At 75.2% G+C, this 20,602-nt stretch carries 23 protein-coding genes; 21 read left to right on the forward strand and 2 right to left on the reverse strand.

Going from position 1 to position 20,602, the window contains the following annotated elements:
* Positions 1 to 52: 52 nt before the first annotated feature.
* From GYH36_RS13650 to GYH36_RS13685, 8 genes are all read left to right on the forward strand, one after another.
* A complete protein-coding gene (locus GYH36_RS13650; RefSeq protein ID WP_162290114.1) occupies positions 53 to 1,543 on the forward strand; it encodes a replication-associated recombination protein A in 1,491 nt (496 codons plus the stop codon).
* Positions 1,544 to 1,814: 271 nt separating this feature from the next.
* Positions 1,815 to 2,441, forward strand: a complete 627-nt coding sequence (gene rpsD / locus GYH36_RS13655; protein WP_024839621.1) for a 30S ribosomal protein S4 — start codon at positions 1,815 to 1,817, stop codon at positions 2,439 to 2,441.
* A gap of 247 nt (positions 2,442 to 2,688) precedes the next feature.
* Positions 2,689 to 3,075, forward strand: coding sequence for a DUF948 domain-containing protein (locus GYH36_RS13660; protein WP_024839622.1), 387 nt, complete (start codon positions 2,689 to 2,691; stop codon positions 3,073 to 3,075).
* A complete protein-coding gene (locus GYH36_RS13665) occupies positions 3,075 to 3,431 on the forward strand; it encodes a hypothetical protein (protein WP_024839623.1) in 357 nt (118 codons plus the stop codon). The genes GYH36_RS13660 and GYH36_RS13665 overlap by 1 nt, the downstream gene beginning before the upstream one ends.
* 72 nt (positions 3,432 to 3,503) lie before the next feature.
* Positions 3,504 to 6,191, forward strand: coding sequence for an alanine--tRNA ligase (gene alaS, locus GYH36_RS13670; RefSeq protein WP_162290115.1), 2,688 nt, complete (start codon positions 3,504 to 3,506; stop codon positions 6,189 to 6,191).
* The gene (gene ruvX, locus GYH36_RS13675; RefSeq protein ID WP_115942516.1) at positions 6,188 to 6,724 is read left to right on the forward strand and encodes a Holliday junction resolvase RuvX; all 537 of its coding nucleotides are present in this window, start codon (positions 6,188 to 6,190) and stop codon (positions 6,722 to 6,724) included. The genes alaS and ruvX overlap by 4 nt, the downstream gene beginning before the upstream one ends.
* Positions 6,721 to 7,875, forward strand: coding sequence for an endolytic transglycosylase MltG (gene mltG, locus GYH36_RS13680; RefSeq protein ID WP_024839626.1), 1,155 nt, complete (start codon positions 6,721 to 6,723; stop codon positions 7,873 to 7,875). Before ruvX ends, mltG begins: the two co-directional genes overlap by 4 nt.
* Positions 7,872 to 8,750 (forward strand): shikimate dehydrogenase, encoded by an 879-nt coding sequence (locus GYH36_RS13685; protein ID WP_162290116.1) that lies wholly within the window; start codon positions 7,872 to 7,874, stop codon positions 8,748 to 8,750. The genes mltG and GYH36_RS13685 overlap by 4 nt, the downstream gene beginning before the upstream one ends.
* A gap of 20 nt (positions 8,751 to 8,770) precedes the next feature.
* Here GYH36_RS13685 and GYH36_RS13690 read toward each other — a convergent pair whose 3' ends face one another.
* Positions 8,771 to 9,415, reverse strand: a complete 645-nt coding sequence (locus GYH36_RS13690; RefSeq protein ID WP_162290117.1) for a prepilin peptidase — start codon at positions 9,413 to 9,415, stop codon at positions 8,771 to 8,773.
* Positions 9,416 to 9,616: 201 nt separating this feature from the next.
* Between GYH36_RS13690 and aroC the strand changes: the two genes are divergently transcribed.
* Genes aroC through aroB form a run of 3 tightly spaced genes read left to right on the forward strand, consistent with a single transcriptional unit; the run spans position 9,617 to position 12,578 of the window.
* On the forward strand, positions 9,617 to 10,834 hold the full coding sequence (gene aroC / locus GYH36_RS13695; RefSeq protein WP_162290121.1) for a chorismate synthase: 1,218 nt from the start codon (positions 9,617 to 9,619) through the stop codon (positions 10,832 to 10,834).
* Positions 10,834 to 11,412, forward strand: coding sequence for a shikimate kinase (locus GYH36_RS13700; protein ID WP_024839630.1), 579 nt, complete (start codon positions 10,834 to 10,836; stop codon positions 11,410 to 11,412). The genes aroC and GYH36_RS13700 overlap by 1 nt, the downstream gene beginning before the upstream one ends.
* A complete protein-coding gene (gene aroB, locus GYH36_RS13705; RefSeq protein ID WP_312028638.1) occupies positions 11,409 to 12,578 on the forward strand; it encodes a 3-dehydroquinate synthase in 1,170 nt (389 codons plus the stop codon). Before GYH36_RS13700 ends, aroB begins: the two co-directional genes overlap by 4 nt.
* A 41-nt stretch (positions 12,579 to 12,619) precedes the next feature.
* Here aroB and GYH36_RS13710 read toward each other — a convergent pair whose 3' ends face one another.
* A complete protein-coding gene (locus GYH36_RS13710; protein WP_024839632.1) occupies positions 12,620 to 13,411 on the reverse strand; it encodes a glycerophosphodiester phosphodiesterase family protein in 792 nt (263 codons plus the stop codon).
* Between the two features lie 242 nt (positions 13,412 to 13,653).
* On the opposite strand from GYH36_RS13710, the gene GYH36_RS13715 reads away from it, so the two are divergent.
* The 10 genes from GYH36_RS13715 to GYH36_RS13760 all read left to right on the forward strand — a co-directional run.
* The gene (locus GYH36_RS13715; RefSeq protein ID WP_024839633.1) at positions 13,654 to 14,112 is read left to right on the forward strand and encodes a type II 3-dehydroquinate dehydratase; all 459 of its coding nucleotides are present in this window, start codon (positions 13,654 to 13,656) and stop codon (positions 14,110 to 14,112) included.
* A gap of 60 nt (positions 14,113 to 14,172) precedes the next feature.
* On the forward strand, positions 14,173 to 14,811 hold the full coding sequence (locus GYH36_RS13720) for a hypothetical protein (RefSeq protein WP_162290118.1): 639 nt from the start codon (positions 14,173 to 14,175) through the stop codon (positions 14,809 to 14,811).
* Positions 14,808 to 15,290, forward strand: a complete 483-nt coding sequence (locus GYH36_RS13725; protein WP_034603496.1) for a hypothetical protein — start codon at positions 14,808 to 14,810, stop codon at positions 15,288 to 15,290. Before GYH36_RS13720 ends, GYH36_RS13725 begins: the two co-directional genes overlap by 4 nt.
* 107 nt (positions 15,291 to 15,397) lie before the next feature.
* Positions 15,398 to 15,961 (forward strand): elongation factor P, encoded by a 564-nt coding sequence (gene efp / locus GYH36_RS13730; RefSeq protein ID WP_024839636.1) that lies wholly within the window; start codon positions 15,398 to 15,400, stop codon positions 15,959 to 15,961.
* Positions 15,962 to 16,004: 43 nt separating this feature from the next.
* The gene (gene nusB / locus GYH36_RS13735; protein WP_024839637.1) at positions 16,005 to 16,424 is read left to right on the forward strand and encodes a transcription antitermination factor NusB; all 420 of its coding nucleotides are present in this window, start codon (positions 16,005 to 16,007) and stop codon (positions 16,422 to 16,424) included.
* A 183-nt stretch (positions 16,425 to 16,607) separates the two neighbouring features.
* A complete protein-coding gene (gene pyrR / locus GYH36_RS13740) occupies positions 16,608 to 17,273 on the forward strand; it encodes a bifunctional pyr operon transcriptional regulator/uracil phosphoribosyltransferase PyrR (protein ID WP_162290119.1) in 666 nt (221 codons plus the stop codon).
* Positions 17,270 to 18,367: an aspartate carbamoyltransferase catalytic subunit gene (locus GYH36_RS13745; RefSeq protein ID WP_115942521.1), complete on the forward strand. Its 1,098-nt coding sequence runs from the start codon at positions 17,270 to 17,272 to the stop codon at positions 18,365 to 18,367. The genes pyrR and GYH36_RS13745 overlap by 4 nt, the downstream gene beginning before the upstream one ends.
* A complete protein-coding gene (locus GYH36_RS13750; protein ID WP_024839640.1) occupies positions 18,364 to 19,713 on the forward strand; it encodes a dihydroorotase in 1,350 nt (449 codons plus the stop codon). Before GYH36_RS13745 ends, GYH36_RS13750 begins: the two co-directional genes overlap by 4 nt.
* The gene (locus tag GYH36_RS13755) at positions 19,710 to 20,387 is read left to right on the forward strand and encodes a PH-like domain-containing protein (protein ID WP_162290120.1); all 678 of its coding nucleotides are present in this window, start codon (positions 19,710 to 19,712) and stop codon (positions 20,385 to 20,387) included. Before GYH36_RS13750 ends, GYH36_RS13755 begins: the two co-directional genes overlap by 4 nt.
* Positions 20,384 to 20,602, forward strand: a 219-nt coding sequence (locus tag GYH36_RS13760) for a carbamoyl-phosphate synthase domain-containing protein (RefSeq protein WP_281351542.1), incomplete at its 3' end; no start/stop codon positions are given. The genes GYH36_RS13755 and GYH36_RS13760, both read left to right, overlap by 4 nt.

Here is a 20,602-nt window from a genome sequence, read left to right on the forward strand (position 1 = left end):
CCCAGGACCCGGTCGGCACGACCCGTGGGCGGCGGTGCGTAGGCTCGGGCCCATGTCCACCGGTGATCTCTTCGGCGGCGACCTCTTCGGCGCCGCCACCTCCGGCGCGCAGGGCACGCCGCGACCCGGACCGGGGGCCCCGCTCGCCGTGCGCATGCGCCCCGCCGCCCTCGACGAGGTCGCGGGCCAGGCCCACCTGCTCGTGCCCGGCTCGCCCCTGCGGCGCCTCATCCAGTCCGGCACCGGGAGCGACGCGTCCGGCGGGCGCGCCGCACCCGGCTCCGTCATCCTCTGGGGCCCTCCCGGCACCGGCAAGACCACGCTCGCCTACCTCATCGCGACCGCCTCGGGCCGCCGCTTCGTCGAGCTCTCCGCCGTCACCGCGGGCGTCAAGGACGTCCGCACCGTCGTCGAGGACGCCCGCCGCCGCCTCGCCACGGGCGGCGAGGAGACCGTCCTGTTCATCGACGAGGTGCACCGCTTCTCCAAGTCGCAGCAGGACGCGCTCCTGCCGAGCGTCGAGAACCGCTGGGTCACCCTCGTCGCCGCGACCACGGAGAACCCGAGCTTCTCCGTCAACTCGCCCCTGCTCTCGCGCTCGCTCCTGCTCACGCTCCAGCCCCTCGGGGACGACGACGTCCGCGCGCTCGTGCGCCGCGCCGTCACCGACGAGCGCGGGCTCGGCGGCCTCGTCGCGCTCACCGACGAGGCCGAGGACCACCTCGTGCGCCTCGCCGGCGGCGACGCCCGCAAGGCCCTCACCGTCCTCGAGGCCGCGGCGGGAGCCGCCCTCTCCGACGCCCCCGCGCCCGCGGCGCCCGCCGCGTCCGAGGACGCCGACCCCGAGGACGCCGCGGCTCCCGACGCCACGACGGACGGCGACCCCGTGCGCGTCGACCTCGACGCGGTCGAGCGCGCCGTCGACGTCGCCGCCGTGCGCTACGACCGCGACGGCGACCAGCACTACGACGTCGTCTCCGCGTTCATCAAGTCGATGCGCGGCTCCGACGTCGACGCCGCCCTGCACTACCTCGCGCGCATGATCGCCGCGGGGGAGGACCCGCGGTTCATCGCGCGGCGCCTCGTCATCGCCGCGGCCGAGGACGTCGGCATGGCCGACCCGTCCGCCCTGCAGACCGCCGTCGCCGCCGCGCAGGCCGTCCAGCTCATCGGGATGCCCGAGGGGCGGATCGTCCTCGCGGAGGCCGTCGTGCACCTCGCGACCGCGCCGAAGTCCAACGCCGCCTACCTCGGCATCGACGCGGCGCTCGCGGACGTACGGGCCGGCCGGGCGGGGTCCGTCCCGGCACACCTGCGCGACGCGCACTACCCGGGGGCCAAGCAGCTGGGCCACGGCACCGGGTACGTCTACGCGCACGACGCCCCGCACGGCGTGGCCGCGCAGCAGTACCTGCCGGACACGCTCGTCGGGTCGCGGTACTACACGCCGACGGACCGCGGGTACGAGCGGCAGGTCGCCGACCGGCTGGGGCGCATCCGGGACATCCTCGCGCCCGGCGGCGCGGACCGGTCGCGACCCTGACCGCCCGGGCACGGCCCCGACGGCCCGGCGCGGAGAGCGCCGCCCGCGCGACCGACCGCGCGACCGACTTCACGACCGACCGCACCTGGCGGCTCCGGTGGTGCGGTAGACTTCTCAGGTTGCCTGCACGGCGACCACCTGGGACCTCGGCCCCGACCCGCGCCTCTCCGGCGGAGAGACGCGCGGTCCATCGGCTGGTCCCGCACCCGGACCCGGCTCCTCGGGACCAGGTGTGACGTCAGAACACACACGACAGGAATGAGAGAACGCTGTGACGTCTGTCAAGCGCTCGCGCCGCCAGGTCCGCCTGAGCCGCGCCCTGGGCATCGCCCTCACCCCGAAGGCCGTCAAGCACTTCGAGAAGCGCCCGTACCCCCCGGGTGAGCACGGCCGGGCCCGCCGCCGCACCGAGTCCGACTACGCGGTCCGTCTGCGCGAGAAGCAGCGTCTGCGCGCCCAGTACATGCTCCGCGAGAAGCAGCTCGCGCGTGCGTACGAGGAGGCCCGCAAGGACAAGGGTCTGACCGGTGAGGCGCTCGTCGAGAACCTCGAGACCCGTCTCGACGCGCTCGTGCTGCGCGCCGGCTTCGCCCGCACCATCCTGCAGGCGCGCCAGGCGGTCACGCACCGCCACATCCTCGTCGACGGCAAGATCGTCGACCGCCCGTCGTTCCGCGTGAAGCCCGGCCAGACCCTCCAGGTCAAGCCGAAGAGCCAGGCGACGACGCCGTTCCAGGTCGCCGCCGCGGGCGCGCACCGCGACGTCCTCCCCGCCGTCCCGGGCTACCTGGACGTCCAGCTCGAGAAGCTGAGCGCGGTCCTCACGCGTCGCCCGAAGCGCGCCGAGGTCCCCGTGCAGTGCGAGGTCCAGCTCGTCGTCGAGTACTACGCTCGCTGAGTCCCGCTCCGGACGCCTCGCTCCCCGCTTCGTCGGCGAGCGAGGCGTTCGTGCGTCCGGGCGCTGCACCGATCCTTGCGGACCCGTCCGCGTCGCCCCGTCGCGCCGTGCCGGACGCCGGTCCCCGCCCTGGTGCGGGTAGTGTTTCGCGGAGCCGCGCGTCGTCCGCGAGGACCCCGCGGCGACCCGCCCGGGGCGCGCGTCGGGCGGGCCCGGACAAGGCACCGTGACAGGCACTGGAGGAAGAATGTCCCTGGGAGATGTGGCCGGCCTCATCGCAGCCGTCGCGTTCGTGCTGCTCGTCGGTCTGCTCGCGGTGCCGCTCCTCAAGCTCGGCCGCGTGCTCGACGAGGCGCGCGCGAGCATCAAGGAGGTCACGGACCACTCCGTCCCGATCCTCGACGAGGCCGCCTCGACCGTGGCCACGACGAACAGCCAGCTCGTCAAGGTGGACACCATCACGACGTCGGCCGCGCAGGTGAGCGAGAACGTCTCCGCGCTCACCGGCCTGTACGCCGCGACGTTCGGCGCGCCGCTCGTCAAGGTCGCCGCGTTCACCTACGGCGTGCGGCAGGCCGCCGCGCGCTCGTTCGGCCGCGGCCGGTCCTCGGGCCGTGAGGGGGGTCGGCGCTGATGCGCCGCGTGCTCTGGGTCGGCGTCGGGGTCGCGATCACCGTGGTGGTCGTCGTCCGCGGCCGGCGGATCCTCGCGCGCCTCGCCCCCGCGTCGCTCGTGGACCAGGCGACCGAGCAGGTCAACGGCCTCGGCGAGCGCGTCGTCGAGATCGCCCGCGACTTCCGCGTCGAGTTCGCCGCGGCGCGCGACGCGCGCGAGCAGGAGCTCATGGCGGCGCTCCTCGCCGAGGGCCAGGAGGACCCCGAGGCGGTGCGAGCGCGCCGGGCGGCCGGCCGCCACGCGCGACCGTCCGCCGCAGCGGCACCCACCGACGACACGGACGACGTCGAGGACCTCCTCGGTTACTCCTTCTAGGACGCGGCGCCCGCGCCGCGAGCCCCACCGCACGACCCCCGCACGACCCACCGACTGCCCCCGAAGGACATCATGCGCACCGCCGAGATCCGCAAGCGCTGGCTCGACTACTTCGCCGACCGCGACCACACCGTCGTGCCGTCGGCGTCGCTCGTCTCCCCGGACCCGTCCACGCTGTTCACCATCGCGGGCATGGTCCCGTTCATCCCGTACATGACGGGCGAGCAGACGCCGCCGTGGGACCGCGCGACGAGCGTCCAGAAGTGCGTGCGCACGCTCGACATCGACGAGGTCGGCAAGACGACCCGCCACGGCACGTTCTTCCAGATGAACGGCAACTTCTCGTTCGGGGACTACTTCAAGGAAGGCGCGATCACCTACGCCTGGGACCTCGTCACGGGCTCGCGCGAGGAGGGCAAGTACGGGTTCGACCCGGAGAGCGTCTGGGTCACCGTCTACCACGACGACGACGAGGCGCGGCAGCTGTGGAAGCGCATCGCGGGCCTGCCCGACGAGCGCATCCAGGCGCGCGGCAAGAAGGACAACTACTGGTCGACCGGCCAGCCCGGCCCCGCCGGCCCGTGCTCGGAGATCTACATCGACCGCGGCCCCGAGTTCGGCCGCGAGGGCGGGCCCGTCGTCGACGAGGACCGCTACCTCGAGATCTGGAACCTCGTGTTCATGCAGTACGCGATCGACGACGTGAAGTCCAAGGAGGACTTCCGCATCGTCTCCGAGCTCGCGCGCAAGAACATCGACACGGGCATGGGCCTGGAGCGCGTCGCGTACCTGCTCCAGGGCAAGGACAACCTCTACGAGATCGACGAGGTGTTCCCCGTCATCGCCGCGGCCGAGGAGCTCTCGGGCCGGCGGTACGGCGCGAACCACGAGGACGACGTGCGCATGCGCGTCGTCGCGGACCACGTGCGCTCGGCGCTCATGATCATGAGCGACGGCGTGCGCCCGTCGAACGAGGGCCGCGGCTACGTGCTGCGTCGCCTCCTGCGCCGCTCGGTGCGCGCGATGCGCCTGCTGGGCGTCGAGGACCGCGCGATGCCCGCGCTGCTGCCCGTGAGCCGCGACGCCATGGCGCCGTCGTACCCGGAGGTCGCGACCGACTTCGCGCGCATCTCCGACGTCGCCTACACGGAGGAGGACGCGTTCCGCCGCACGCTCACGGCCGGGACGACGATCCTCGACACCGCCGTGTCCAGGGCCAAGGCCGCGGCCGGCTCCGGCAGCACGCCGGTGCTGGGCGGCGACCAGGCGTTCGCGCTCCACGACACGTACGGCTTCCCGATCGACCTCACGCTTGAGATGGCCGCCGAGCAGGGCGTGCAGGTCGACGAGAAGGCGTTCCGCGCGCTCATGACCGAGCAGCGCCAGCGTGCGCGCGCCGACGCGCTCGCGAAGCGCTCGGGCGGCGTGGACACGGCGGCGTACGAGTCGCTCGCGTCCGGGCTCGCGGCTCCTGTCGAGTTCCTCGGGTACACCGAGTCGTCGGCGTCCGTGCGCGTCGAGGGCCTGCTCGTCGACGGCGTGCCCGCGCCCGCAGCGACGGCCCCCGCCGACGTCGAGGTCGTGCTCGACCGCACCCCGTTCTACGCCGAGGCCGGCGGCCAGCTCGCCGACCACGGCACGATCGTGCTCGACAGCGGGGCGACCATCGAGGTCGACGACGTCCAGCGCCCGATCAAGGGCCTGTCCGTGCACCGCGGCCGCCTCGTCGAGGGCACCGCGGCGCTCGGCGACCCCGGGACCGCGACGATCGACCGGGACCGCCGCAAGGCGATCAGCCGCGCCCACTCGGCGACGCACATGATCCACAAGGCGCTCCAGGAGTCGCTCGGCAAGGACGCGACCCAGGCTGGGTCCGAGAACGCGCCCAGCCGCATCCGCTTCGACTTCCGCCGCTCGTCCGCCGTGCCCTCGGGCGCGCTCTCGGAGATCGAGGAGCGGGTCAACACACAGCTCCAGGAGAACCTCGAGGTCACGGACCAGCTCATGCCGATCGCCGAGGCGCGCGCCATGGGCGCCATGGCGCTGTTCGGCGAGAAGTACGGCGACGTCGTGCGCGTCGTGTCGATCGGCGGCGACTGGTCGCGCGAGCTCTGCGCGGGCACGCACGTGCAGCGCACGGGCCAGCTCGGCCTCGTGACGCTGCTCGGCGAGTCCTCGATCGGCTCGGGCGTGCGCCGCGTCGACGCGCTCGTCGGCGACGGCGCGTACGGCTTCCAGGCCAAGGAGCACGCGCTCGTGGGCCAGCTCACCGGCCTGCTCAACGTGCGCACCGACGAGCTCCCCGACCGCGTGAGCGCGCTCGTGTCGCGCCTGCGCGACGCGGAGAAGGAGCTCGCTCAGCTCCGCCAGGCGCAGCTGCTCGCGGTCGCGGGCACGCTCGCGGCGGGCGCGGAGCTCGTCGGCAGCACGCGCGTCGTCGTGCACGACGCCGGCGAGGTCGCCTCCGCGGACGACCTGCGCGCCCTCGCGCTCGACGTCCGCGGCCGTCTCGGCGAGGCCGACCCCACGGTCGTGGCCGTCGGCGGCGTCGCCAAGGGTCGCCCGCAGGTCGTCGTCGTGACGAACGCATCCGCCCGCGCGGCCGGGCTGCGCGCCGGGGTGCTCGCCAAGGCTGCCGCCCAGACGCTCGGTGGCGGCGGCGGTGGCAAGGACGACATGGCGCAGGGCGGCGGCACGGACGCGTCCGCGCTTCCCGCGGCGCTTCAGGGCGTGCGCGACGGCGTCGCGGCGGCCGCGTGACGGGCGTCCCCCCGACCACCGGCGACGACGGGCGCGCCCCCCTCCCGCGGGGGGCGCGCCTCGGCGTCGACGTCGGGAGCGTGCGCGTCGGGCTCGCCGCGAGCGACCCGGACGGGCTCGTCGCGACACCCGTCGAGACGCTCGCCCGGGACACCCGCACGGGCGCCGCGGTGCCGGCGGACGTCGCCCGGATCGCCGCCGAGGTCGACGAGCGCGGTGCGCGCGTCGTCTACGTCGGCCTCCCGCGCCACCTCTCCGGGGGCGAGGGCGCCGCGGCCCAGAGCGCACGGGCGTACGCTGGACTGGTGGCACGCGTCGTCGCCCCGGTGCCGGTGCACCTCGTCGACGAGCGGATGACGACCGTCAGCGCGCACCAGGCGCTGCACGCGTCGGGACGCGCCGGGCGCAAGCACCGGAGCGTCGTCGACCAGGCCGCCGCCGTTATCATTCTGCAATCCGCTCTCGACGCCGAGCGGGGCGCGGGGGTGCGCGCCGGAGAACCTGTAGACCCGACAGGAGACCACCGACCGTGACCGACCTGTTCGATCGGCCCGCCGTCCAGGGCGAGCAGCAACCTGCGCGCTCGTCGCGCGCGGAGCAGCGCGCTCGCCGGGCGGCGAAGAAGCGACGCCAGCGCCGGCGTCGCCGCGCGCTCGTCGTGCTGCTCGTCTCCGTCCTCGTCGTGGGCGGTGCCGGGTACCTCCTGCTCAACAACGCGTCGAGCCTGTTCGGCTTCGCGAACCCGCTCGAGGCCAAGGACTTCGAGGGACCGGGCACCGACCCGGTCGACGTCGTCATCGAGCCCGGCTCGACGGGTCGCGACATGGGTGCTGCGCTCACGGAGGCGGGCGTCGTCGCGAGCTCGGCCGCCTTCATCCAGGCGTTCGAGGCGAACCCGAACGCCGGCAAGATCCAGCCCGGCACCCACACGCTGCTCCTCGGCATGTCCGCCAAGGACGCCGTCGCGCGCCTCGTCGCGAACGACTCGCGCGTCGAGACCAAGATCACGATCCCCGAGGGCTTCACGGTCAAGCAGGTCCTCGAACGTGCCTCCTCGGTCACGGGCATCCCGGTCGCCGAGTTCGAGACGGCCATGGCCGACACCGCGGCGACGGGCCTGCCCGCCGAGGCGAACGGGAACTACGAGGGCTGGCTCTACCCGACGACCTACGTCCTTGAGCCAGGGGATGTCAACGCGACGGGCATCATCCAGGGCATGGTGGGCCAGACGACAAGCGAGCTCGCCGACCTCGGCGTCCCCCCGGAGCGCTTCCAGGAGGTGCTCACTATGGCGTCGATCGTCGAATGGGAGGGGAAGAACGCGGAGCAGCGCGGGAAGGTCGCCCGGGTCATCTACAACCGCATCGAGGACGGCATGCCGCTCGGCATGGACGCGATCGACGTGTACGGGCTCGGCAAGCCCGCGAGCGAGATCACGAGCGAGGAGTTCCAGAACCCCGAGCTCCCGTACGCGTCGCGCGTCCACCAGGGGCTGCCGCCCACCCCTATCGGGAGTCCTAGCCGCGAGAGCGTCGAGGCGGTCCTCAACGCGCCTGAGGGCCCCTGGCTCTGGTACGTCACGGTCAACCTCGACACGGGCGAGACCAAGTTCACGGACAAGTACGCGGAGTTCGAGCAGTTCAAGCAGGAGTACCGGCAGTGGCTCGCGGAGAACGGCGGGTGAGCGCGACGAGCTCGCCGCGCCGCGCGGCCGTCCTCGGGCACCCCGTCGCCCACTCGTTGTCCCCGGTCCTGCACCGCGCCGCGTACGCCGCGCTCGGCCTCGAGGGCTGGACGTACGAGGCGATCGACACGACGGAGGAGCAGCTCCCGGCGCTGGTCAACGGACTCGACGCGTCCTGGGCGGGCCTGAGCCTGACCATGCCGCTCAAGCACGCGGTGATCCCGCTGCTCGACCACGTCGACCCGCTCGCGAACGTCGTGGGCGCGGTCAACACGCTCGTCGTACAACCGACGGGCGGCCGGCGGCCGACCTTCGTCGGCACGAACACCGACGTGCACGGCCTCGTCGCGGCCCTGCGCGAGGGGCTGGGGGAGCGGGACGCGCGGACCGCCGTCGTGCTCGGCGCGGGCGCGACCGCCGCGTCGACGCTCGCGGCGCTCGCCCAGCTCGGCTGCACCGACCCGACGGTCCTCGTGCGGTCGCTCGGCCGCACCGGCACGCTCCAGCGCGCGGCGCACCGCATGGGCGTCGAGCCGCGCTTCGAGGTCCTCGACCCCGCGTCGCCCGCGCTCGCCGCGCGGCTCGCGGGGGTGGACGTCGTCGTCGCGACGCTGCCCTCGCGCGTCGCCGACCCCGTCGCGGACGCGGTGACCGCGTCCGGCGCGGCCCTGACGGGAGTGCTGCTCGACGTCGTCTACGACCCGCGCCCCACCGCGCTGTCCGCGGCCTGGGCCCGGGCCGGCGGGACCGTCGTCGGCGGGGAGCGGATGCTCCTGCACCAGGCGGCCGAGCAGGTGCGCCTCATGACGGGCCGGGTCGCGCCGCTCGACGCGATGGACCGCGCCCTGGGCGCGGCGCTCGGCGTCCCGGCCTGACGCCGGGGGAGTCTCGCGGCTCAGCTGCCGGGTACCGCGCCACCGGGTATCGCGCCGCCGAGCGCCACGGCGAGCACCGCCCCGAGCACCATGGACGGCCCGAAGGGCACGGCTGTGTCGCGTCGCGCCCGGCGGACCGCCACGAGCACGAGAGCCCAGAGCCCGCCGAGCAAGAACGGCAGCACGAGCCCGACCGCGAGGGCGCTCCATCCGAGCCACCCGAGCGGCGTGCCGAGGAGCCCCGCGAGCTTGACGTCGCCGAACCCGAGCCCCGGCGGGTACGCGAGCCGTAGCACGGCGTAGGCCGCGAAGCCGGTCGCGCCACCCGCGAGCGCGCGCACGAGCCCCGCGCCGTCCCCGGTGGCGACCGCCGCGACGGCGAGCAGCAGCACGACGCCGGCCCACGCGGGGAGCACGACGGCGTCGGGAAGCCGGTGCGTGCGCGCGTCGACGACCGCGACGAGCCCGCCGGCCGCGGCGGCGAGCACGAGGGCCGGCGTCGCCCACACCGGTCCCGACCACCATGCCGCACCCACCGCTGCGACGACCGCCGTGCCGCGCGCGAGCGGCCCCGCGGCGCCGACCTCGTGCGCGACGCGGTCGCGGAGCGTGCGCCACGGCGCGCCCGGTCCTCCGGTCGTCGTGCCGTCCCCCTGCTCGACCATGCGCGGCACCGTAGCGGTCCGGCGCCAGGTCGCGGCGCCGTCGTCCACAGCGCCACCGCGCCCCGCCCCGCCACGGCGTCACCGCGAGGCGGCGCGGCGCCACGTCCCCGACCACGGGGACCACGGCCGCCCGTGCGGGGGCTCGGTCCGCACTGCGGGCGGCCGCCGGGAGGGGGCCGCCGACGTGGGAGGATGGCGATCATGCTGCGTTGGTTGACATCGGGTGAGTCGCACGGCGAGGCGCTGGTCGGGATCCTCGACGGGCTGCCCGCGGGCGTCGAGCTCACGACGGACGACGTGCGGTCCGCCCTCGCGCGCCGCCGCCTCGGGTACGGGCGGGGCTCGCGCCAGAAGTTCGAGCAGGACGAGCTGCGCGTCCTCGGCGGGCTGCGCCACGGCGTGACGCAGGGCGGCCCCCTCGCGGTCGAGATCGCGAACTCCGAGTGGCCCAAGTGGGTCGACGTCATGTCGGCGGACCCGGTGCCGCCCGAGGCGCTGCTCGTCGACGCGGGCACGGGCGACGTGCGCGAGATCGCGCGCAACCGGCCCCTCACGCGGCCCCGCCCCGGTCACGCCGACCTCGTGGGCATGCGCAAGTACGGCTTCGAGGACGCGCGCCCCGTGCTGGAGCGCGCCTCGGCGCGCGAGACCGCGACGCGCGTCGCGCTCGGCGCCGCGGCCGCGAAGTTCCTCGAGCAGGCGCTCGGCGTCCGGCTCGTCTCGCACGTCGTGGGGATCGGCCCCGTCGAGGTGCCCGAGGGCGCGCCGGTGCCCGGCCCCGACGACGTCGCGGCGCTCGACGCGGACCCCGTGCGCTGCTTCGACCCCGCGACGTCCGCCGCGATGGTCGCCGAGATCGACGACTGCCAGAAGGCCGGCGACACGCTCGGCGGCGTCGTCGAGGTGCTCGCGTACGGCGTCCCGTCCGGGCTCGGCACGTACGCGCAGAGCGACCGCCGGCTCGACGCGCGGCTGGCCGCCGTCCTCATGGGCATCCAGGCGATCAAGGGCGTCGAGGTCGGCGACGGCTTCCGCACCGCGCGCCGCCGCGGCTCGGCCGCGCACGACGAGATCGAGCGCGGCGCCGACGGCCGGATCCACCGCCGCAGCAACCGCGCCGGTGGCGTCGAGGGCGGCATGTCGAACGGCGAGGTCGTGCGCGTGCGCGCCGCGATGAAGCCGATCTCGACCGTGCCGCGCGCGCTCGCGACGGTCGACGTCGTCACGGGCGAGGAGGCCAAGGCCCAGCACCAGCGCTCCGACGTGTGCGCCGTCCCGCCGGCCGCGGTCGTCGCCGAGGCGATGGTCGCGCTCGTGCTCGCGGAGCAGGCGCTCGAGAAGTTCGGGGGCGACTCGGTCGCCGAGGTCCGGCGCAACGCCGAGGCCTACCTCGCCGCGATCCCGGAGCTGCAGCGCTGATGACGCCCGTCCCCGCCGGCACGCGGCCGGTCGTCGTCCTCGTCGGCCCGCCCGGCAGCGGCAAGTCGACCGTCTCGCGGCACCTCGCCGAGCTGCTCGGGCTCGCGCAGCGTGACACGGACACCGACGTCGAGACCGTGGCGGGCAAGCCGGTCTCCGAGATCTTCGTCGACCACGGCGAGCCGCACTTCCGCGAGCTCGAGCGCGAGGCCGTGACGACTGCGCTCGCCACGCACGACGGCGTGCTCGCCCTGGGAGGCGGGGCCGTGCTCGACGAGCACACGCAGGCCGCGCTCGCGGCGTACGCGGCGGCGGGCGGCACGGTCGTGTTCCTCGACGTGAGCCTCGCCCACGCCGCGCCGCGCGTCGGCCTCAACCAGTCGCGGCCCCTGCTCCTCGGCAACCCCCGCGCGCGGTGGGCCGCCCTCATGGAGGAGCGGCGCCCCGTCTACGAGCGGGTCGCGACCCTGCGCGTCCACACGGACGCGCGCACCCCGGCGCAGGTCGCCCAGGAGATCCGCCGCCACCTCGCCGAGCGCGACGCCGCCGGCACCCCGGACACCCAGGAGGACGCGTGAGCGACACGACCCCCGAGCCCGTCCCCGCCGCCGCACCGTCCACGCGCGTGCGGGTCGCGGGGGAGCAGCCCTACGACGTCGTCGTGGGGCGCCACCTGCTCGGCGAGCTGCCCGCGATGCTCGGCGACCGCGTGCGTCGCGTGCTCGTCGTGCACCCGGCCGCGCTCGCCGCGACCGCCGAGGTCGTGCACGAGGACCTCAAGGCGTCGGGCTACGAGGCGTTCGTCGCGGAGGTCCCGGACGCCGAGGAGGCGAAGACCGCCCAGGTCGCGGCGTTCCTGTGGGGCGTGCTCGGGCAGGCCGACTTCACGCGCTCCGACGCGATCGTCACCGTCGGCGGCGGCGCGACGACGGACCTGGGCGGGTTCGTCGCCGCGACGTGGCTGCGCGGGATCCGCGTCGTGCACGTGCCGACGACGCTCCTCGCGATGGTCGACGCGGCCGTGGGGGGCAAGACCGGCATCAACACCGCGGAGGGCAAGAACCTCGTCGGGTCGTTCCACCCTCCGGCGGGCGTGCTGTGCGACCTCGCCGCGCTGGAGTCGCTCGGGCGGTGGGACTTCGTCGCCGGGATGGCGGAGGTCGTCAAGACGGGCTTCATCGCGGACGAGCGCATCCTCGAGCTCGTCGAGGAGAACGCGGACGTGCTCGGCGCGTGGGGCACGCGCCCCACGACGGACGCGACGTGGGCCGTCGTGGCCGAGCTCGTCGAGCGCTCGATCGCGGTCAAGGCACGGGTCGTGGGGGAGGACCTCAAGGAGTCCGGCCTGCGCGAGATCCTCAACTACGGCCACACGCTCGGCCACGCGGTCGAGCTCACCGAGCGGTACCAGTGGCGCCACGGCGCGGCCGTGTCGGTCGGCATGGTGTTCGCCGCGGAGCTGTCGCGCCTCGCCGGGAAGCTCGACGACGCGGTCGTCGAGCGGCACCGCGCGATCCTCGGCTCGCTCGGCCTGCCCCTGACCTACCGGGGCGACCGGTGGGAGCAGCTGCTCTCCGCGATGCGGCGCGACAAGAAGTCGCGCGGCGACCTGCTGCGGTTCGTCGTGCTCGACGACGTCGCGCGCCCCACGCGCCTCGAGGGGCCGGACCCGACGCTGCTCGCCGCCGCCTACGCGGAGATCGCCGCGGAGGCCCCGGTCGGGCGGGGCCCCGTCACGCTCTGAGCCGCCGGGGCACCCTCACGCGGTGAGGGTGCCGCGGGCGGTCACGACCACATCCCGCGCGCGAGCAGCACGTCGCGCAGGAGGTCCGCGCGGTCGGTGACGATCCCGTCGACGCCGAGGTCGAGGAGCCGGTGCATCGTCGCGGTGTCGTTCACCGTCCACGCGTGCACCGCGACGCCCGCGCGGTGCGCCGCGCGGACGAACGCGGAGTCGACGACGCGCACCCACCCGCCGCGCACGGGCACCTGGAGGCAGTCGACGCCGCGCGTCGCGAGGCGCGCGAGCGCGTCGAGCCGTGCGCGACCCGCGACGAGCATGCCGAGCACCGCGCCGCGCGCGCCGGAGACCGTGACGGGCCGCGACAGGCGGGCGACCGTCGCGAGGCGGCGGGACGCCGAGAACGACGCGACGCAGACCCGGTCGTGCGCGCGCGTGCGCTCGATCGCCCGGGCGACGGGCTCGGCGGCCGCCGCCGACTTCACGTCGACGTTGACCCGCAGGTCGGGCCAGGTCCCGAGGACGTCCTCGAGCGCCGGGACCGGCTCCTCGCCGCCGATCCGCGCGGCGCGGACCGCGCGCCACGGGAGGTCGGCCACGCGGCCGTGCGCGTCCGTGGTGCGGTCCAGCGACGCGTCGTGCAGCGCGACGGCGACGCCGTCGGCCGTGGCGTGGGCGTCCGTCTCGACGTAGTGCAGCCCGAGGTCGCGGGCCGCCGCGAACGCCGCCATCGAGTTCTCGAGGCCGCGTCGCGAGAAGCCGCGGTGCGCGAGCGCGGCGAACGGGGCGTCCAGGTAGCCGCCCGCGAGGCGGCTCCCGGCGCTCAGGGCGGTCACGGCGCGACTCCTGCGACGGGCACCGGCCGACGGCCGAGGGCGCGGGCCGGTGGGCCCGACCTCCTCGCGCGTGCGGCGACCGGTGCGGCGGGCTCCGGGGTGGTGAGGGACGCGGTTCGGCTCACGTCGTCAGCCTGCCCGAGGCCGCGTCCGGTCGCTCGTCGAGGAGGTCGCGGGGCGGGCCGGCCACGGGACGGGCGGGTCCGGCGCCGCGACCCGGGGCACAGCTAGGCTCGGGCGCCATGGAACGCGTGCTGGTCCTCAACGGACCCAACCTCGGGCGGCTCGGTGTGCGCGAGCCGGAGATCTACGGCTCCGCGTCGATGGCCGACCTCCAGGAGTCGGCCCTCGCGTGGGGGAGCGGCCTCGGCCTCGCGGTCGACGTGCGCCAGACCGACGACGAGTCCGAGCTCGTGGGGTGGCTCCACGAAGCCGTGGACGCGCGCGCCCACGTGGTGCTCAACCCCGCCGCGTTCACGCACTACTCCTACGCGGTGCGCGACGCCGCGGCGCAGGTCACGACGTCGGGGCTCCTCCTCGTCGAGGTGCATCTGAGCAACCCCGCGGCGCGCGAGGCGTTCCGCGCGCACTCGGTCGTCGGCGCGGTCGCGACCGGCACCGTCGCGGGGTTCGGCTTCGACTCGTACCGCCTCGCGCTCGAGGCGGTCGCCGCGCGCCTCCGCACGACGACGCAGCCTTGATCCGCTCTCATCAAGCTCGTGCCCTTGATGGACGGGTATCCAGCGCGTAGGCTTGATCGCGTGTTCGTGCTCACCGTCGACCAGCGAGGGAGCACCGGTCGCCCCGACCGCGTGCCCGAGGTCCTCGCGCGCCTGGACTCGCTCCTGGCCGACCGCCCCGGCGTCGTCGTCCCGTTCGACCGCACGGTGGGCGACGAGGTCCAGGGCGTCCTCGACGACCCGGCCACCGTCGTCGACGTCGTGCTCGACCTGCTGCGCGACGGCGGCTGGAGCGTCGGGCTCGGCGCGGGAAGCGTCGACGAGCCGCTCCCGGCCGTCTCGCGCGAGGCGTCGGGCGAGGCGTTCGTGCGGGCGCGCGACGCCGTCGAGCAGGCCAAGTCCCGCGCCGCCACGGCCCCCGTCGCCGTCCGCGGGGAGCCCCCGGAGCGCGCCGCCGAGGTCGAGGCGCTGCTGCGGCTCCTGGCCGCCGTGGTCGAGCGGCGGACGGACCCGGGGTGGGAGGCGGTCGACACGCTCGCGCGTGTGGGCGGCACGCAGAAGGATGTGGCCCGTGCGCTCGGGGTGTCCGAGCAGGCGGTCAGCCAGCGGCTGCGCGCCGCGCTGTGGCCCGAGGAGGCGGCGGTGCGGCCCGTCGTCGCACGGCTGCTCGGCGAGCTCCAGGGGGAGCCGCCGCAGGATCGACGAGAGGGCAGGGGATGACGGACCCGGTGTCGGTGGTGCTGGTCGCGCTCGTGTGGGTCGTGGCGCTCGCCGCGAGCGTGCTCGGTGGCGGACCGGTGACGCAGGCGGTGCTGCGGGCCGCCGCGCGGTCCGGCGACCCGGCGCGCCCGCCCCGGCCCGGCCGGTCGGGCCGCGCGCGCGGCGTGCCCGCCGACCCGGCGTCGGTCCCCGTGCCGCCGCCCCCGGCGACGGGCCCGATCGGCACGGAGGCCGTCAAGGCGCTGCGCGGCGGCACGTGGATCGGCGTCCTCGAGCGGTTCGCGATCACGGGCTGCCTCCTCGCGGGCGAGCCCGGCGGGATCGCGTTCGTCGTGGCGATCAAGGGCCTCGGGCGCTACCCCGAGCTGCGCGAGCACCCCGTCGCGTCGGAGCGGTTCGTCATCGGGACGCTCGCGTCGATGTGCTGGGCCGCGACCGTCGGCGTCGTGGCGAACGCGGTACTCGTCGCGCTCCGGTAAGATCGTCAAGGCCCATTTCCGCACCCCTCTCCCGGGTGGACCCGTCGTGCCTCCCGGCACGGCACCGCGTGGGCGCAGACCGCAGACCCTCCGACAGGAAGACGAACGTGGCGACCACCAACGACATCAAGAACGGCACCGTGCTGCGACTCGACGGCCAGCTGTGGACCGTGATCGAGTTCCAGCACGTCAAGCCCGGCAAGGGTGGCGCGTTCGTCCGCACCAAGATCAAGAACGTCATGACGGGCAAGACGATCGACAAGACGTTCAACGCGGGGCTCAAGATCGAGACGGCGAACGTCGACCGTCGCGACTTCCAGTACCTGTACCAGGACGGCGCGGACTACGTGTTCATGGACACGTCGACGTACGACCAGATCACGATCCCGGCCGAGATCGTGGGCGACGCCAAGGACTACATGCTCGAGAACCAGAACGTCCTCGTGGCGTCCAACGACGGCCAGCCGCTCTACATCGAGCTGCCCGCGTCCGTCGTCCTCGAGATCACCTACACCGAGCCCGGCCTGCAGGGTGACCGCTCGACGGGCGGCACGAAGCCCGCGACGCTCGAGACGGGCGCGCAGATCCAGGTCCCGCTCTTCCTCGAGCAGGGCACGAAGGTCAAGGTCGACACGCGCGACGGGTCGTACCTCGGCCGCGTGAACGACTGACCGAGACCGGACCGCCGAGAGCACCGAGGGACAGCCGATCACCATGGCCGCACGCACCAAGGCGCGCAAGCGCGCGCTCGACGTCCTCTTCGAGGCGGAGCAGCGTCAGGTGGACCCGACGACCCTCCTCGCGGAGCGCGTCACCGACCCCGGCACCGCCCAGACCGCCCTGCCGCAGTACGCGGTCGACATCGTCGAGGGCGTCGTCGCGCACCGCGAGCGCATCGACGAGCTGCTCGAGACGTACTCGCACGGGTGGACGCTCGAGCGCATGCCGGCCGTCGACCGGGCGCTGCTGCGCATCGGCGGCTGGGAGATCCTCTTCAACGACGACGTCCCGGACGTCGTCGCGATCGACGAGGCGGTCGACCTCGCGCGGTCGCTGTCGACGGACGACTCGCCGTCGTTCGTCAACGGCCTGCTCGCGCGCATCGTCGAGATGAAGCCGACGATCACCGCCTGACCCCGCCCGGCCCCGGGCCGGCGTGCACGACCCGACCGCGGCGTCGGTCACCCTGGTGTGACCGACGCCGCGTCCCACCCGGCGGGACGCGAGCCCGCCCCCGCGATCGGCGGCGGTAGGGTGGGTGACCGTCAGACATCCTTTAAGGCCCGTCCCGTGAGGCGGGGAAGGAGGTCGCCGGACATGAGCTCTGGCGCTGCTGTGCCCACACCCCCACCGACCACCCCCGGTCCGCACGCCGAGGCCGGGACCGTCGTCCTGACGGCCGCGGACATCTCGCGCGCGCTGACGCGCATCGCCCACGAGATCGTGGAGCGGAACAAGGGGGCCCACGACCTGGTCCTGCTCGGGATCCCGACGCGCGGCGTCCCGCTCGCGGCGCGTCTCGCCGAGCGGCTCGTCGCCATCGACGGAGCCGCCGCCGACGGCGCGCTCGACCCGCAGGCGATCGTCGGCGAGCTCGACGTGACGATGTACCGCGACGACCTGCACCGCCACCCCACGCGCACGATCGGCGCCACGCGCCTGCCCGCGTCGGGCGTCGACGGCAAGGTCGTCGTCCTCGTGGACGACGTCCTGTACTCCGGCCGCACGATCCGCGCCGCGCTCGACGCGATCAGCGACCTCGGCCGCCCGCGCGTGGTGCAGCTCGCCGCGCTCGTCGACCGCGGGCACCGCGAGCTGCCGATCCGCCCCGACTTCGTCGGCAAGAACCTGCCGACCTCGACGTCGGAGCGCGTGAGCGTGCGCCTCGCCGAGGTGGACGGCGACCCGGGCGACGGCGCCCCCGCGGACGCGGTCGTCATCCGGCCCGCGGCCGGCGCGACCGGGACGGAGGCGGGCGCATGAGGCACCTGCTCTCCACCCAGGACCTGTCGCGCCCCGACGCGGTGCGCATCCTCGACACGGCCGCGCAGATGGCCGCCACGCAGTCGCGCGAGATCAAGAAGCTCCCGACGCTGCGCGGGCGCACGGTCGTCAACCTCTTCTACGAGGACTCCACGCGCACGCGCATCTCGTTCGAGACGGCCGCCAAGCGGCTGTCGGCCGACGTCATCAACTTCTCCGCCAAGGGTTCGAGCGTGTCCAAGGGCGAGTCGCTCAAGGACACGGCGCTCACGCTCCAGGCGATGGGCGCGGACGCGGTCGTCGTGCGGCACCAGGCGTCCGGCGCGCCGCACGTGCTCGCGCACGCCGGCTGGCTCGACGCGGCCGTGGTGAACGCGGGCGACGGCACGCACCAGCACCCCACGCAGGCGCTGCTCGACGCGTACACCTTGCGCCGCCACCTGTCCGGCACCGCCCTCGCGGCACCCGGCGCGAGCGGCCCGGACGACGCGGCCGCGCGCGGCGCGGGTCTCGACGGGCGCCACGTCGCGATCGTCGGGGACGTGCTGCACTCGCGCGTCGCACGGTCCAACGTGCACCTGCTCCACACGCTCGGTGCGCGCGTCACGCTCGTCGCGCCGCCCACGCTCCTGCCCGTCGGTGTCCAGACGTGGCCGTGCGAGGTCTCCTACGACCTCGACGCGACCCTCGCGGGCGACACCGCGCACGGCGGCCCCGACGCCGTGATGATGCTGCGCGTGCAGCGCGAGCGCATGAGCGGCGCCGGCGCCGGCGGGGGAGCGTTCTTCCCCAACCCGCTCGAGTACAGCCGCAAGTACGGTCTCGACGCGCGGCGCCTCGGCCTCCTCGCCGAGCACGCGATCGTCATGCACCCCGGCCCCATGAACCGCGGTCTCGAGATCTCCGCGCAGGCGGCCGACTCGCCGCGCGCGGTCATCGTCGAGCAGGTCGCGAACGGCGTGGCCGTGCGCATGGCCGTGCTCTACCTCCTCCTCGCGGGCAGCGACGAGGCCGAGGTCGCCGGCGCGCCGGCCGCCGCGACGGCCCCGCTCGCCGCGCCCGTCCCCACCGTCGAAAGGGTCCCCGCCTCGTGAGCAGCGCCGCAACCACCACGTACGTCCTGCGCGGCGCGCGCCCGCTCGGCGGCGAGCCCGTCGACCTCGTGCTCTCCGGCAGCGTGATCGCCGAGGTCGCGGCCGTCGGCGCCGCGTCCCCCGTGGACGCGGTCGTCGTCGACGCGACCGGTCTCGTCGCGCTCCCGGGCCTCGTCGACCTGCACACCCACCTGCGCGAGCCCGGTCGCGAGGACGCCGAGACGATCGAGTCCGGCACGCGCGCCGCCGCGGCGGGCGGGTTCACCGCGGTGCACGCCATGGCCAACACGACGCCCGTCGCGGACACCGCGGGTGTCGTCGAGCAGGTGTGGCGCCTCGGGCGCGACGCCGGCTGGGTCGACGTGCACCCGGTCGGCGCGGTCTCGGTGGGCCTCGCGGGCCGCCAGCTCGCCGAGCTCGGCGCTATGGCCGACTCCGCGGCGCGCGTGCGCGTGTTCTCCGACGACGGGAGGTGCGTCGACGACCCGATCCTCATGCGCCGCGCGCTCGAGTACGTCAAGGCGTTCGACGGCGTCGTCGCGCAGCACGCGCAGGAGCCGCGCCTGACCGAGGGCGCCCAGATGAACGAGGGCGTCGTCTCCGCCGAGCTCGGCCTCGCGGGCTGGCCCGCGGTCGCCGAGGAGGCGATCATCGCGCGCGACGTGCTGCTCGCCGAGCACGTGGGGTCGCGCCTGCACGTGTGCCACCTGTCGACGGCGGGCTCGGTCGAGATCGTGCGGTGGGCCAAGGGCCGCGGCATCGACGTCACCGCCGAGGTCACGCCCCACCACCTGATCCTCACCGACGAGCTCGCGCGCGGGTACGACCCGACGTTCAAGGTCAACCCGCCGCTGCGCACCGCCGCGGACGTCGAGGCGGTCCGCGAGGGCCTGGCCGACGGGACGATCGACATCGTCGCCACCGACCACGCGCCGCACGCGCGCGAGGACAAGGACTGCGAGTGGGCCGCCGCCGCGTTCGGCATGACGGGCCTCGAGACGGCGCTGAGCGTCGTGCAGCAGACCATGGTCGACACCGGGCGCATGACGTGGGCCGACGTCGCGCGCGTGCTGTCCGCGGCTCCCGCGCGGATCGGGCGGATCGACACCGGCGAGCGTGCGCAGGGCCGCCCGCTCGAGGTGGGCGAGCCCGCGAACGTCACGCTCGTCGACCCGGCCGCCCGGCGCGTCGTGGACGGCGCGGGCCAGGTCACCGCGAGCACCAACACCCCGTTCCAGGGCCACGAGCTGCCGGGCGCCGTCGTCGCGACGTTCCTGCGCGGCCGGGCCACCGTGCTCGACGGCGCCCCCGTCGAGGCCGCCGAGGCGCAGGGGGTGCGGGCGTGAACCTGCCCCAGCCCGTCGCGGTCGGCATCTGGGTCGTCCTCGGGGTCGTGCTCCTGACGCTCGTGCTCCTGGGACGCCGCCGCCTCGAGCGGCGCTCCGCGGGGGTCGTCCCCGCGCCGCCGGCCCCGCCCGAGGAGACGGCGCGCGGCGCGGTCGTCCTCGGCCCGCTCGACGCGCTCTACGTGTCGAGCACCGTCGCGGGCGACTGGCTCGCCCGGGTCGGCGCGCACGGCCTCGGCGACCGCGCCCAGGCGCAGGTCACCGTCCACGACGGCGGCGTGCACGTCGAGCGCCGCGGCGCCCCGGACGTGTGGGTGCCCGCCGAGTCCGTCGAGGCGGCGGCCCTCACGCCGGGGATGGCCGGCAAGTTCGTCGGCAAGGAGGCCATCGTCGTCGTGACGTGGACCGTGCCCGCGGAGCCGGTCCCGGCCGACGCACAGGCCCCGGCGGAGCCCGCGGTGCGCCTCGACACGGGCCTCATGCCGCGCCACGACCACGACGTCGCGCGCCTCCTGGAGGCGGTGCGCGGGCTGGTCCCGGCCGGCGGGCGCCCGGACGAGCGACGAACCGGGGCGCCGAGCAGCGCCGTCGCCCCCACAGACCCCGAAGACCCGGCGCCGACGCGCGAGAGCGCGGCCCCCGGCACCGACGAGAACGACGAGGAAGCGCCTTGACCGCCTCAGCGAACGCAGTGACCACCCCGGCGACCGGCACCGACCGCGCCCTGATCGTCCTCGAGGACGGCACCGTGCAGACCGGGCGCGCCGACGGCGCGCGCGGGCCCCCGGTGGGGGGGGTGGGGTTGAACACCGGGATGTCCGGCGACCAGGAGACGCTCACCGCCCCCGGCGACCCCCCGCAGAAAGTCGTGATGGCGGCCCCCCCCAAA

This window comes from Cellulosimicrobium composti (genome assembly GCF_010287905.1).
In the GTDB taxonomy this organism is placed as follows: domain Bacteria; phylum Actinomycetota; class Actinomycetes; order Actinomycetales; family Cellulomonadaceae; genus Cellulosimicrobium; species Cellulosimicrobium composti.